12 protein-coding genes are annotated in these 13,986 nt (G+C 66.9%); all 12 read left to right on the forward strand.

The window, feature by feature from the left end:
- Positions 1 to 108: 108 nt before the first annotated feature.
- The 12 genes from MKAN_RS16160 to MKAN_RS16215 all read left to right on the forward strand — a co-directional run bounded on the left by MKAN_RS16160 (position 109) and on the right by MKAN_RS16215 (position 13,977).
- The gene (locus MKAN_RS16160; RefSeq protein WP_023369865.1) at positions 109 to 423 is read left to right on the forward strand and encodes a PE family protein; all 315 of its coding nucleotides are present in this window, start codon (positions 109 to 111) and stop codon (positions 421 to 423) included.
- Positions 420 to 1,766 carry a PPE family protein gene (locus MKAN_RS16165; RefSeq protein WP_023369868.1) on the forward strand — a complete coding sequence of 449 codons (1,347 nt, stop codon included), beginning with the start codon at positions 420 to 422 and terminating at the stop codon, positions 1,764 to 1,766. Before MKAN_RS16160 ends, MKAN_RS16165 begins: the two co-directional genes overlap by 4 nt.
- Positions 1,767 to 1,812: 46 nt before the next feature.
- A complete protein-coding gene (gene esxG, locus MKAN_RS16170) occupies positions 1,813 to 2,106 on the forward strand; it encodes a type VII secretion system protein EsxG (RefSeq protein ID WP_023369870.1) in 294 nt (97 codons plus the stop codon).
- A gap of 39 nt (positions 2,107 to 2,145) precedes the next feature.
- Positions 2,146 to 2,436: a WXG100 family type VII secretion target gene (locus MKAN_RS16175; RefSeq protein WP_023369872.1), complete on the forward strand. Its 291-nt coding sequence runs from the start codon at positions 2,146 to 2,148 to the stop codon at positions 2,434 to 2,436.
- A gap of 677 nt (positions 2,437 to 3,113) precedes the next feature.
- Positions 3,114 to 4,967 (forward strand): type VII secretion AAA-ATPase EccA, encoded by a 1,854-nt coding sequence (gene eccA / locus MKAN_RS16180; protein WP_036396136.1) that lies wholly within the window; start codon positions 3,114 to 3,116, stop codon positions 4,965 to 4,967.
- Positions 4,964 to 6,544, forward strand: a complete 1,581-nt coding sequence (eccB, locus tag MKAN_RS16185) for a type VII secretion protein EccB (RefSeq protein WP_023369876.1) — start codon at positions 4,964 to 4,966, stop codon at positions 6,542 to 6,544. Before eccA ends, eccB begins: the two co-directional genes overlap by 4 nt.
- Positions 6,541 to 10,545 carry a type VII secretion protein EccC gene (locus MKAN_RS16190; protein WP_023369878.1) on the forward strand — a complete coding sequence of 1,335 codons (4,005 nt, stop codon included), beginning with the start codon at positions 6,541 to 6,543 and terminating at the stop codon, positions 10,543 to 10,545. Before eccB ends, MKAN_RS16190 begins: the two co-directional genes overlap by 4 nt.
- A complete protein-coding gene (locus MKAN_RS16195) occupies positions 10,542 to 10,850 on the forward strand; it encodes a PE family protein (RefSeq protein ID WP_023369880.1) in 309 nt (102 codons plus the stop codon). Before MKAN_RS16190 ends, MKAN_RS16195 begins: the two co-directional genes overlap by 4 nt.
- A 2-nt stretch (positions 10,851 to 10,852) precedes the next feature.
- A complete protein-coding gene (locus tag MKAN_RS16200) occupies positions 10,853 to 12,418 on the forward strand; it encodes a PPE family protein (RefSeq protein ID WP_023369882.1) in 1,566 nt (521 codons plus the stop codon).
- A gap of 33 nt (positions 12,419 to 12,451) precedes the next feature.
- A complete protein-coding gene (esxG, locus tag MKAN_RS16205) occupies positions 12,452 to 12,745 on the forward strand; it encodes a type VII secretion system protein EsxG (RefSeq protein WP_023369884.1) in 294 nt (97 codons plus the stop codon).
- 27 nt (positions 12,746 to 12,772) lie between these two features.
- Entirely contained in the window at positions 12,773 to 13,063 is a 291-nt protein-coding gene (locus tag MKAN_RS16210) for a WXG100 family type VII secretion target (protein ID WP_023369886.1), read from the forward strand.
- An 8-nt stretch (positions 13,064 to 13,071) separates the two neighbouring features.
- Positions 13,072 to 13,977 carry an ESX secretion-associated protein EspG gene (locus tag MKAN_RS16215; protein WP_023369888.1) on the forward strand — a complete coding sequence of 302 codons (906 nt, stop codon included), beginning with the start codon at positions 13,072 to 13,074 and terminating at the stop codon, positions 13,975 to 13,977.
- Positions 13,978 to 13,986 lie beyond the last annotated feature (9 nt).

The following is a 13,986-nucleotide window of genomic DNA, read 5'->3' on the forward strand; positions in this document are numbered from 1 at the left end:
ACAAGGAGTACGACCCGTGAGATCTTTTTCCGCACTGTGCCTGACAGTCGCGGTCGGCAAGGCCTTCGGCCATGCAGGCGGATGAGACACAATCGGAAGGAGTCGATAGTGACGTTGCAAGTGGTTCCGGAAGGTTTGGCAGCGGCCAGCGGGGCAGTGGAAGCGCTCACCGCTCGCCTGGCGGCCGCGCATGCTGCTGCACTACCGGCAATTACGGCTGTGGTGCCGCCGGCCGCTGACCCGGTGTCGATACAGACCGCGGCCGGGTTTAGCACCCACGGCAGCGCCCACGCCGCGGTGGTGGCCGAAGGCATTGAAGAGCTTGGCCGTTCGGGAATCGGTGTTGCTGAATCCGGCGTCAGTTACGCCGCGGGTGACGCCGCAGCGGCAGTGACGTACTCGGCCTCAGGCGGCTGGGTATGACCGCGCCGCTCTGGATGGCCAGCCCTCCGGAGGTGCATTCGGCATTGCTCAGCGCCGGCGCCGGCCCCGCTCCGCTGCTGGCGGCATCGGCGGCATGGACATCGCTGAGTGCCGAATATGCCGGCGCAGCAGAAGAACTCACGCTCATACTGGCAGCGGTGCAGGCTGGCGCGTGGCAAGGCCCCAGCGTCGAAGCATACGTGGCCGCGCACGTGCCGTATGTGGCGTGGTTGATGCAGACCAGCGCCGACAGCGCGGCAACTGCCGCCGGGCATGACACGGTGGCTGCAGCCTACGTCAGCGCACTGGCCGCGATGCCGACCTTGGCGGAGCTGGCCGCCAACCACGTCACCCACGGGGTATTGGTCGCGACGAATTTCTTTGGTATCAACACCATCCCGATCGCGCTCAACGAGGCCGACTATGTCCGGATGTGGATCCAGGCGGCGACCACTATGGGCGTCTATGAGACCGTCAGCGGCGCGGCATTGGTCTCGACACCGCATATCACGCCGGCGCCGGTACTCGTCAAACCCGGTGTGGGTGAGGCCGGCAGCGCCGCGGCCACGGCGGGCCAAACCCTTACCCCCTTCCCGTGGAATCAATTACATCAGTTCCTGGAATTGTTCATGAAGGCCTGGACACAGATCGGCCAGTTATTGGTGAACGCCGCCTTCTCGTTCGTTCTGTGGTCGTACAATTTGATCCAGGCGCTGGTGAATTTGAATTTCTGGGGGGCGCTCGAAGCTGTGATAATGCTCGTTCTCACCGAGACCTGGTTTGCCATCGGAGTGATGTTGATTCCATTGCTGCTGTCCGCTCTTGTGCTGGAAGTTGTCGACGTTATTGGCAGCTGGATCATTGGCAATTTGTTCGGTGTCGGTTCGCTCTTGATGGGCACTGCGGCGGGAGCGCTGGCGGCTGCTGTTGTTCCGGGTGTAGCCGGTGTGGCCGGATTGGCCGGATTGACCGCTATGCCGGCGGCGGCTGCGGTGGCAGCGCCAGCTGCGGGATTGGCTGCTGCGCCGGCCGTGGCTGTCGCGGCAGTGGAGCCGGCGCCCGATGCTGCGGCGGCTGCTGTTGGGGCAGCGGAGCCGGCGCGCCTGGTGTCGACAGTGCAGCCGGGTTCCGGGATCGCGCCGGCGTCGGCATCGGCTTCTGATCGTGGTGCCGCGACGTTTGGGTTTGCCGGAACGGCCGGCAAGGAGATCGTCGGACAGCCCGGCGGATTGACGGCATTGCAGGGCGCCGAGTACGGCGGTGCCGCGCACCTGCCAATGCTGCCGGCCACCTGGGAGCCGAGTGCCCTCGGAGCGGGCAGCCCACAGTCGTTTGCAGCGTGACGAGCTGACAACGAGTAACTGGAACACCAAATAGAAGGGAAGAGTTATGAGTTTGTTGGATGCCCATATTCCGCAGTTGGTGGCGTCGCAGTCGGCGTTTACGGCCAAGGCGGCGTTGATGCGGCACACGATCGGGCAGGCCGAGCAGTCGGCGATGTCGGCGCAGGCGTTTCATCAGGGCGAGTCGGCGGCGGCGTTCCAGGGCGCGCACGCCCGCTTTGTGGAGGCCGCCGCCAAGGTCAACGCCTTGCTGGATATCGCGCAGGCCAACCTGGGCGACGCCGCGGGCACCTATGTGGCCGCCGATGCCGCCGCCGCATCCACCTACACCGGCTTCTGAGCCACACCCTGTCACCCGCAAACCTCGAAAGGACTTGTGATGTCGCAGATCATGTACAACTACCCGGCCATGCTCGGCCATGCCGGGGACATGTCCGGCTATGCCGGCACCCTGCACAGCCTGGGCGCCGATGTCGCCAACGAGCAGGCCGCGCTGTCGAATGCCTGGCAGGGCGACACCGGGATGACCTACCAGGGCTGGCAGACCCAGTGGAACCAGGCCATGGAGGACCTGATGCGGGCTTATCAGTCGATGGCCAGTACGCATGAATCCAACACCATGGCCATGCTGGCTCGCGACGGCGCCGAAGCCGCCAAATGGGGCGCCTAACCGAATGGAGTAGATGGTCGGCACCGGCCGGAACGGTCACCAACTAACTGCATTCCCATTGCACTGCTCTTCGGAAGCTCACGACAACTACTCCCGGACGCGTGCCGGACCGGAGGCTCGACCCGCGACCTGCGCCACGCGGGTCCAGCCTCGGCCCTGCGCTCGACACCTGGTGCATGGGCGTCGTGTGAGCGTGCAAGTGCCAGTGCGGAGCCGAATCGATTCGGGATTGGCCGTCCCTGGCGGCCAGATTCGGTGTTGCGCCGCACTGACCGGGTAACGGCGACCAGGCCAGCGAACCAATATAGCAGTAGTCAATAGTTGACAAGATGTACGGTATGTGAGATTTTTCTCCGGGCCATGCGCGGCGTCTGGTCAACGACCCCTCGGCCACCGTCCCGAGTCGGGGCCGCCCCGCCCTTGGTAATGAAAATCATGTTCACTAAGCTGCACAATGCTGGGTGGGTTCGATATAGGAGGAACGGCTGGCATGAAGTCTCCAGTGCTGATCGCCGCGACCAAGGCGCTGGTCAGTGCCATGCGAATATCGGCATCATGACGGGCCAGCCCGCCCCTAACCGCCCTCGACAGGTTAGCTTATGCAATGCTAACTTCGGGAGGCCAGCTTCAGGCGGTAGTGACCAGTGGCGACCTTAGGTTCAGGAGACGGCGGGAGCGTGGAACGCAGTGATATCGGCATGCTCGCAACTCACCCCGCGGTACCCCGGACAAGCGGCAAGGTAGACGCTGACGTCGTCAGCCGGTTCGCTACGTGCTGCCGGGCGCTGGGCATCGCCGTCTACGACCGGCGCCGGCCGGCGGACCTGACTGCCGCCCGATCGGGATTCACAGCACTCACCCGCATCGCCGGTGACCAGTGCGACGCATGGACCGGGCTGGCTGCCGCCGGTGACCAGTCCATTGGCGTGCTCGAGGCCGTGTCCCGCACCGCGGCGACCGCCGGCGTGTTGCAGCGCCACGTGGAACTGGCGACCAATGCCTTGGGGTTTCATTACGACACGGGGTTGTACTTGCGGTTCCGGGCCACCGGCCCGGACGATTTCCATCTCGCGTACGCGGCGGCACTCGCGACGACCGGTGACTACGCGAAGGCGTGCGACGTGGTTGCCGGCGTCACCGGGCGTCGGCCCGGCTGGCGCGAAGCCCGCTGGCTCATGGTCGTGGTCAACTACCGCGCCGCACGCTGGTCGGACGTCGTCAAGCTGCTGACCCCGATCGTCAACGATCCCGATCTGGACCAGACTTTCGCCCACGCCGCCAAGATCAGCCTGGGCACCGCCTTGGCCCGGTTGGGCATGTTCGCCCCGGCATTGTCGTACCTCGAGGAGCCCGAAGGTCCGGTCCCGGTCGCAGCGCTCGACGGGGCACTGGCCAAAGCCCTGGTGCTGCGCGCACATGTCGACGAGGAGTCGGCCGCCGAAGTGCTGCAGGATCTGTATGCGGCCCATCCGGAGAACGAGCAGGTGGAGCAGGCCCTGTCCGATACCAGCTTCGGGATCGTGACCACCACCGCGGCCCGGATCGAGGCCCGCACCGACCCGTGGGATCCCGAAACCGAGCCCAGCGCAGATGATTTCATCGATCCTGCGGCACATGAGCGCAAAGCCGCACTGCTGCACGAGGCTGAACGCCAGCTCGCCGAATTCATCGGGCTCGACGAGGTCAAGAACCAGGTGTCGCGGCTGAAGAGTTCGGTGGCCATGGAGCTGGTGCGCAAGCAGCGCGGGCTCACCGTGGCCCAGCGCACGCACCACCTGATCTTCGCCGGGCCGCCCGGGACGGGTAAGACGACGATTGCCCGGGTCGTCGCCAAAATCTATTGCGGCCTAGGGCTTTTGAAGCGGGAGAATATCCGCGAGGTGCACCGCGCCGACCTCATCGGCCAGCATATCGGCGAGACCGAGGCCAAGACCAACGCGATCATCGACAGCGCGCTGGACGGGGTGCTGTTCCTCGACGAGGCATACGCGCTGGTGGCCACCGGAGCCAAGAACGACTTCGGGCTGGTGGCCATCGACACCTTGCTGGCCCGCATGGAAAACGACCGTGACCGGCTGGTGGTGATCATCGCCGGATACCGGGCCGACCTCGACAAATTCCTCGACACCAACGAGGGCCTGCGGTCGCGGTTCACCCGCAGCATCGAATTCCCGTCGTACACCTCACACGAGCTCGTGGAGATCGCGCACAAGATGGCCGAACAGCGAGACAGCCTCTTCGAGCGATCGGCGCTCGACCACCTGGAGGCATTGTTCGCCGGATTGGCAGCGGCCGCGACCCCGGACTCCAACGGCATCATGCGCCGCAGCCTGGACATAGCGGGCAATGGGCGGTTCGTCCGCAACATCGTCGAACGCGCGGAAGAAGAACGGGAATTCCGGCTCGACCACTCCGAGCATGCGGGAACCGGAGAGTTCAGTGATGAGGAGCTGATGACCATCACCGCCGAGGACGTGAACAGGTCCGTGGAGCCGCTGCTGCGCGGCCTGGGACTCTCGGTGCCGGCATGAGTAGCCCTGATCCAGAACGCCGTTCGTTTGCTTCGCGCACCCCGGTCAATCACAACCCCGACAAGGTGGTCTACCGCCGGGGTTTCGTCACGCGCCACCAGGTGACCGGTTGGCGGTTCGTGATGCGCCGCATCGCCTCGGGTATCGCCTTGCACGACACCCGAATGCTCGTCGACCCGCTGCGCACCCAGTCGCGCGCGGTGCTGATGGGGGCGCTGGTCCTGATCACCGGACTGGTCGGCTGCTTCGTGTTCTCACTGATCCGGCCCAACGGCCAGGCGGGCAGCAGTCCGGTGCTGGCCGACCGGTCCACCGCGGCGCTGTATGTGCGGGTCGGCGACGCGGTGCACCCGGTGCTCAACCTGACCTCGGCGCGGCTGATCGCCGGCAAGCCGGTCAACCCCACGACGGTGAAAAGCTCCGAGCTGGACCGCTTTCCGCGTGGGAATCTGATCGGCATTCCGGGCGCCCCGGAGCGGATGGTGCAGAACACCACCCGCGACGCCAACTGGACGGTGTGTGACTCCGTCGGCGGGCAGGGCGGACGCAGCGCCCACAGCACGGCGGTGACGGTCATCGCGGGGCGGCCGGACAGCGGCGGCGCCCGCGCGGCCGCGCTCGGCTCCGCCCAGGCGGTCCTGGTCGATAACGGCACAGGCAGCTGGCTGCTATGGGACGGCAAGCGCAGCCTGCTGGACCTAAACGACCATGCGGTCACCAGCGCGCTCGGATTGGGCACCGACGCCCTCGCGCCGCGGCCCATCGCGTTGGGCTTGTTCAACGCCATTCCCGAAGCGCCGCCACTGACGGCGCCGGTCATTCCGAATGCCGGTGGCCCGCCGGGTTTCGCGGTGCCCGCGCCGATCGGTGCGGTGGTCGAGGCTTTGACCCTCAATGGCACCGGTAATGCCGAGACCTCGCAGTACTACGCGGTGTTGCCGGACGGTCTGCAGCCGATCTCACCGGTGCTGGCCGCGCTCCTGCGCAACACCAACTCCTATGGTTTGCAGCAGCCGCCACACCTCGGCGCGGACGAGGTGGCCAAGCTGCCCGTGTCACGCATGCTGGACATCACGCGTTATCCAGTGCAGTCGCTGAGTCTGGTCGACGTGGCGCGTAGTCCCGTCACGTGCGCGTACTGGAGCAAGCCGGCCGGGGCGACCACCAGTTCGTTGAGCTTACTCAGCGGCGCGGGGCTGCCGGTGGCCGACGCGGTGCACACCGTCGACCTGGTGGGGGGCGGTGGTACCACGGCGACCCAGGTCGCGCTGGCGCCGGGCACCGGATACTTCACCCAGAGCGTGGGCGGTGGCGCGACGGCGCCGGCCACCGGATCGCTGTTCTGGGTATCCGATACCGGGGTGCGCTACGGCATCGACACCGAGGGCGAAGGCGGGCGCAAAACCGTTGAGGCGCTTGGCCTGCAGACCCCGCCGCTGACCATTCCGTGGTCGGTCCTGTCGCTCTTCGCGGCGGGCCCGACGCTGTCACGGGCCGACGCGTTGTTGGCTCACGATGCCCTGCCGCCGGACACCAAGCCCGGGCGCCCGGTGTCGGCCGATGGAGGGTCCCGATGAGCAGACTGATCTTCGAGGCTCGCCGGCGGCTGACTCCGCCGACGACTCGTAAGGGCACCATCACCATCGAGGCGCCACCCCAGTTGCCCCGGGTCATTCCGCCGTCCCTGTTGCGACGCGCGATGCCCTACCTGATGGGGATCCTCATCGTCGGCATGATCGTCGCGATGGTCGCGACCGGGATGCGGCTGATCTCTCCGCAGACCTTGTTCTTTCCCTTCGTGATGCTGCTGGCGGCCACCTCACTGTTTCGCGGCAACGACAACAAGATGCGCACCGAGGAAGTCGACGCCGAGCGGGCCGACTATCTGCGTTACCTGTCGGTGGTTCGGGACAACATCCGTGCGCAGGCAGCCGAGCAGCGCGCGGCCGCGCAGTGGTCCCATCCGGAACCGGAGGCCCTGGCTTCGGTGCCCGGATCCCGCCGCCAGTGGGAGCGCGACCCGCACGACCCGGATTTCCTGGTGCTGCGGGCCGGACGGCACTCCGCCCCGCTGGCTACTACGCTGCGGGTCAACGACACCGCTGACGAAGTCGACCTGGAACCGGTGTCGCACAGCGCATTACGCAGCCTGCTCGACACGCAGCGCACCGTCCGTGACGTTCCCACCGGAATCGACGTCACCAAGGTTTCGCGGATCACCGTCCTCGGCGACCACGCGCAGGTGCGCGCTGCGCTGCGGGCGTGGCTGGCTCAGGCGGTCACCTGGCACGACCCGACGGTTCTTGGGGTGGCGTTGGCCAGCCCCGATCTGGAGGGCAGTGACTGGTCCTGGCTGAAGTGGTTGCCGCACGTCGACATTCCCGGGCAGGCCGACGGCGTGGGCCCGGCCCGCTATTTGGCCGCCGACGCCGACGAGCTGGTCGAAATGCTGGGCCCCAACCTGCTCGACCGTCCGGCATTCACCGGCGCGGCAGCAGATGCGTTGCGGCACTTGCTGATCGTCGTCGACGATCCCGAATACGACGTGACCGCGTCGACGCTGGGCGTGGGTCGTGCCGGGGTGACCGTCGTGCATTATTCGGCCACACCACCGCATCGCGAACAATATTCCGACCCGGAAAAACCGATCCTGGAGGTGACCGACGGTGCCATCCAGCGGTGGCAGACCGGCGGCTGGCAGCCCTATATCGACAATGCCGACGAGTTCGGCGTCGACGAGGCCGCTCACCTGGCCCGCCGGCTGTCCCGGTGGGACTCCAACCCGACGCACGCCGGGCTGCGTTCCGCGGCCACCCGGGGCGCGAGTTTCACGACGCTGCTGGGCATCCCAGACGCGTCGCGGCTGGACGTGCCGGCGCTGTGGGCGCCGCGCCGGCGCGACGACGAATTGCGGGTGCCGATCGGCGTCACCGCCACCGGCGAGCCGCTGATGTTCGATCTCAAGGACGAAGCCGAAGGCGGAATGGGTCCGCACGGGCTGATGATCGGGATGACGGGTTCCGGCAAGTCGCAGACGCTGATGTCGATTCTGTTGGCGCTGTTGACGACTCATTCCGCGGACCGGCTGATCGTCATCTATGCCGACTTCAAGGGCGAGGCGGGTGCCGACAGCTTCCGGAATTTCCCGCAGGTTGTCGCGGTGATCTCGAACATGGCCGAGAAGAAGTCGCTGGCCGACCGGTTCGCCGACACGCTGCGCGGTGAGGTGGCCCGCCGCGAAACGCTGCTGCGCGAGGCCGGCCGCCGCGTGCAGGGCAGCGCGTTCAACTCCGTGCTCGAGTATGAAAATGCTCGAGAATCCGGGGCCGCCGGGACATTCGACTTACCGCCGATCCCGACGCTGTTCGTGGTGGCCGACGAGTTCACCCTGATGCTGGCCGATCATCCGGAATACGCCGAGCTTTTCGACTACGTGGCACGCAAGGGGCGTTCGTTCCGCATCCACATCCTGTTCGCGTCCCAGACGCTGGATGTCGGCAAGATCAAGGACATCGACAAGAACACCTCCTACCGGATCGGGCTGAAGGTGGCCAGCCCCAGCGTTTCCCGCCAGATCATCGGTGTGGAGGATGCCTACCACATCGAGTCCGGTAAAGAGCACAAAGGCATCGGCTTCCTGGTGCCCGCGCCCGGGGCCACCCCGATCAAGTTCCGCAGCACCTATGTGGACGGCATCTACGAGCCGCCACGCACCACCAAAGCCCGCGTCGTGCAAGCACTCCCAGAACCCAAGATCTTCACGGCCGCAGCCGTGGAGGTGGACCCGGGCACGGTGATCGCCACCGCCGACGCCGAGGAACCGGCCGGTCCGCCACGCAAGCTGATCGCGACCGTCGGCGAACAGCTGGCCCGCTACGGACCGCGAGCCCCCCAGCTGTGGCTGCCGCCGCTGGACGAACCGATCCCGATCACCGCACTGCTGGCCCGGGCCGCGGTGCCGCCCCGGCACTGGCGCTGGCCGCTCGGAGAGATCGACAAGCCGTTCGAGATGCGCCGCGATCCGCTGGTGTTCGACGCTCGGTCGTCGGCTGGAAACATGGTGATCCACGGCGGTCCCAAGTCCGGCAAATCCACTGCACTGCAGACGTTTATGCTTTCGGCCGCCAGCCTGCACTCACCGCACGAGGTGACGTTCTACTGTCTGGACTACGGTGGCGGACAACTGCGTTCGCTGGAGGGTCTGGCCCATGTCGGCAGCGTCGCGTCGGCGCTGGAACCCGAACGCATCCGGCGTACCTTCGGTGAGCTGGAACAGCTGCTGCTGTCCCGGCAGCAGCGTGAGGTGTTCCGCAACCGCGGTGGCAACGGTTCGGCTCCCGACGACGGTTACGGTGAGGTGTTCCTGGTCATCGACAACCTCTACGCGTTCGGCCGCGACAACATCGACCAGTTCAACACGCGAAACCCGTTGCTGGCCAAGGTGACCGAGTTGGTTAACGTGGGCCTGGCGTACGGCATCCACGTGATCATCACCACCCCGAGCTGGCTGGAGGTGCCGCTGGCGATGCGCGACGGCCTGGGGTTGCGCCTGGAGCTGAAGCTGCACGACGCGCGCGACAGCAATGTGCGGGTGGTCGGTGCGCTGCGCCGTCCGGCCGACGCCGTCCCGGCCGACCAGCCGGGCCGCGGGTTGACCATGGCCGCCGAGCACTTCCTATTCGCCAGCCCCGCGTTGGACGGGCAACCAAACCCAGTCGCCGCGATCAATGCCCGCTACCCGGGAGTTGCCGCCCCGCCGGTGCGGCTGCTGCCCACCAACCTCGCCCCCGAGGCGGTCGGCGCGCTGTACCGCGGACCGGATCAGATTGTCATCGGCCAGCGCGAGGAAGACCTGGCGCCGGTGGTGCTCGACTTCGCCGCCAATCCGCTGCTGATGGTGTTCGGTGACAGCAAGTCGGGAAAGACCACCCTGCTGCGCCACCTGATCCGCACCATCCGGGAGCATTCGACCGCCGACCAGGTGGCCTTCACCGTGCTGGACCGCCGGCTGCATCTCGTCGACGAACCGCTGTTCCCCGACAACGAATACACCGCCAACATCGATCGGGTCATCCCGGCGATGCTCGGGTTGGCGAACCTCATCGAGTCGCGACGGCCACCGGCCGGTCTGTCGCCTGCCGAGCTGGCCCGCTGGACTTTCCACGGCCACACCCACTACCTCGTCATCGACGACGTCGACCAGATCCCGGATTCGGCGGCCATGACGGGTCCGTACATCGGACAGCGGCCCTGGACCCCGCTTATCGGTCTGCTCGGACAAGCAGGCGATTTGGGCTTGCGGGTGATCGTGACGGCGCGGGCCTCCGGCTCGGGCCACGCGCTGATGACCAGCCAGCTGCTGCGGCGATTCAACGACCTGCAGGCGACCACCGTAATGCTTTCGGGCAATCCGGCCGACAGCGGGAAGATCCGCGGTCAGCGTTTCGACCGGTTGCCTCCTGGACGCGCGGTGTTGTTGAGCGACAGCGAATCTCCGACCTACCTGCAGTTGATCAACCCGCTCGTCGGGGAGGTCGCGACACTTGGTGAAACGCAACAGAAGGGGAGTCAGTCATGACGTTGCGAGTGGTTCCGGAGGGACTGGCCGCGGCCAGCGCGGCCGTGGAAGCGCTGACGGCGCGGCTGGCGGCCGCGCATGCTGCCGCGGCTCCGTCGATCGTCGCGGTGGTGCCGCCCGCCGTGGATCCGGTGTCGTTGCAGACTGCCGCCGAGTTCAGCGTCCAGGGGCAGGAGCATGCCGTCGTCGCCACCCAGGGCGTCGAGGAACTGGGGCGTGCGGGCGTCGGGGTGGGCGAATCCGGCGCAAGCTATCTCGCCGGTGATGCGGCGGCCGCGGCTACCTATGGGATCGCGGGCGCCTGACCATGGTCGCGCCCTTGGGGCCCATCTGGATTGCTTCGCCGCCCGAGGTGCATTCGGCGTTGCTGAGCAGTGGTCCTGGTCCGGCTTCGCTGCTGGCGGCGGCCGCGGCCTGGAATCTGCTCAGCGCCGAATATGCCTCGGCGGCAGCAGAACTCAGCGGGATCCTGGATGCGGTGCAAGCGGGAGCGTGGCAGGGGCCGAGTGCGCAGCAGTATGTCGCCGCGCATCTGCCGTATGTGGCGTGGCTGATGCAGGCCAGCGCCGACAGCGCCGCGGTCGCAACTCAGCACGAGGCTGCTGCGGCGGCCTACACGGCCGCCTCGGCGACCATGCCGACTCTGGCGGAGCTGGCGGCCAACCACGTCATCCATGGCATCCTGGTGGCGACGAATTTCTTTGGCATCAATACCATTCCGATCGCGCTCAACGAGGCCGATTACCTGCGGATGTGGCTTCAGGCCGCCGCGACCATGGGCCTTTACCAGGCGGCCGCGGGCGCGGCACTGGCGTCGGCTCCGCGCACCGCGCCGGCGCCGGCAATTGTGAATCCCGGTGGTGAACCGGCCGCCGGGATGGTGGCCAACGCGGCCCAGGCACAAGCCGTCGCGGCCACGTTCAACCCCTGGCAGTTCCTCTGGCAGGTGCTGCAGGACATGTGGAACGCATACACGGGCTTCTACGGCTGGATGTTCAAAGAGATCGCGACGTTCCTGCAGGACCCCATCGGCAACTCGATAAAGATCATCATCGCCTTCCTCACCAACCCGGTGGCGGCGTTGATCACCTACGGCCCATTGTTGTTCGCGCTGGGATACCAGGTCTTCTTCAACCTCGTCGGCTGGCCCACCTGGGGCATGGTGTTGAGTTCGCCGTTCCTGGTGCCGGCCGGGCTCAGCCTGGGTTTGAGCGCGATAGCGTTCGCGGCGCTGGCACCTGCCGAGATTGCGGTGGCTGCCGCCCCTGCTGCGGGACTACCGCTGGCAGGCGCCGTCGCGGCGGCCTCTCCGTGGCCGGCTGTCAGTCTTGCCTCAACGGCCAGCGGCCTCGCGGGGCCTCCGTCGACACCACCCGGAGCTGGTGCTTCGGCAGGCGCCGTGCCGGCCCCGGCTGCCCCGGCTCCCGCAAGTTTTGCCTATCTGGTTGGCGGCCTTGATGATTGGGGCCCCACCGCGGGTCCGACGGTGGGCGGCCGAGGCAGCCTCAAGGCGCCGGCGGCTACCATCCCGGCCGCCGGCGCGGCAGCGGCGAGCCGCGCGGCAACCCGCGCGCGACGCCGCTCGCGACGCGAATTACGGGACTATGGCGACGAATTCCTCGACATGGACTCCGGCCCCGGACCCGTGGCGACCGAGGATCCCACCCAGGCGTCCGACTGGGGGGCAGGCCCGCTCGGATTCGCCGGGACCGCAGCCAAAGAGCCAGTGCTGCATGCGGTCGGCTTGACTGCGCTGGCCGGTGACGAGTTCGGCGGCGGTCCGCGGATGCCGATGGTACCGAGCAGTTGGGACGGCCTGCAGGAAGGCGTACCGAAAGGGGGAGCCGACGCTTCGCACCTCGACAGCAAGTAATCGAAATCCGAATTGCCAGAGAAAGGGGTTGTTATGAGTCTTCTGGATGCCCACATTCCGCAGTTGGTGGCTTCCCAGTCGGCATTCGGCGCCAAGGCGGCGTTGATGCGTCACACGATCGGTCAGGCCGAGCAGGCGGCGATGTCGGCGCAGGCGTTTCACCAGGGCGAGTCCGCCGCCGCGTTTCAGGGTGCCCATGCCCGGTTCGTGGAGGCAGCGGCCAGGGTCAACGCCCTACTGGACATCGCCCAGGCCAACCTCGGTGACGCCGCCGGAACTTATGTGGCCGCCGATTCCGCGGCTGCGTCCAGCTACACGGCGTTCTGAGCCCACAGACAACCGAAAGGAGTTGTGATGTCACAGATCATGTACAACTACCCGGCGATGCTGGGACACGCCGGTGACATGTCGGGATATGCCGGCACCATGCAGGGGCTGGGCTCGGATATCGCCGCCGAGCAGTCCGCGCTGTCGAACGCCTGGCAAGGCGACACCGGGTTGACGTATCAGGCATGGCAGGCGCAGTGGAACCAGGCCATGGCAGACCTGGTGCGGGCCTATCAATCGATGGCCGGCACGCACGAAGCCAACACCATGGCGATGATGGCCCGCGACCAGGCTGAAGCCGCAAAATGGGGCGGCTAGCAAGTTAGATGGTTGCAGAATCCGCAGAACCCTCGCAGCCTAACGCCGTCGAGTTGACGGTCGACAACGCGTGGTTCATCGCCGAGAGCGTCGGCGCCGGCAGTTTCCCCTGGGTGCTGGCCATCACCCCGCCATACACCGATAGCGCGCAACGAAGTGCGTTCTTCGACCGTCAGAAAGACGAGCTGACGGGGCTGGGCTTGATGTCGCCGGACGGTACCGTCAACTCCGCGGTGGCCGACTGGATCAAGGTGGTGTGCTTCCCCGACCGGTGGCTGGACTTACGTTACATAGGGCCGGCATCGGCCGAGGGGTCCGGCGAGTTGCTGCGTGGCATTGTCGCCCGGCGGGTCGGCGCCGGGGGCAAGACCTCCCGGAAGTTCAATACCGTCGTCGCGCTGCGCAGCGCTCAGCTGGTCACCTTCACGGCAATGGATATCGATGACCCGCGGGCGCTGGTTCCGGTCCTCGGCGTCGGGCTGTCGCAGCGGCCGCCGGCCCGGTTCGAAGAGTTCAGCATGCCCATGCGGGTCGGCGCTCGCGCCGACGAGCGGCTGCGCTCCGGCGCCCCACTCGAGGAAGTCCTTGACTACCTGGGCATCCCGACGTCGGCCCGGCCCGTGGTGGAGGCGGTCTTCTCCGGCCCACGGAGCTACGTCGAGATCGTCGCCGGCTGCAACCGGGACGGCCAGCACACCACCACCGACGTCGGTTTGAGCATCGTCGACACCACCGCGGGCCGGGTATTGGTCAGTCCGTCCCGAGCCTTCGACGGTGAGTGGGTGTCGACCTTCAGCCCCGGGACAGCGTTCGCGACTGCCGTCGCGATCGAACAACTCATCGCCAACCTGCCGGAGGGGCAATGGTTCCCCGGTCAGCGGTTGTCCCGCGACTTCTCCGGACAACCCTCTTAACCGCAATTC

This window comes from Mycobacterium kansasii ATCC 12478 (assembly GCF_000157895.3).
Classification (GTDB): domain Bacteria; phylum Actinomycetota; class Actinomycetes; order Mycobacteriales; family Mycobacteriaceae; genus Mycobacterium; species Mycobacterium kansasii.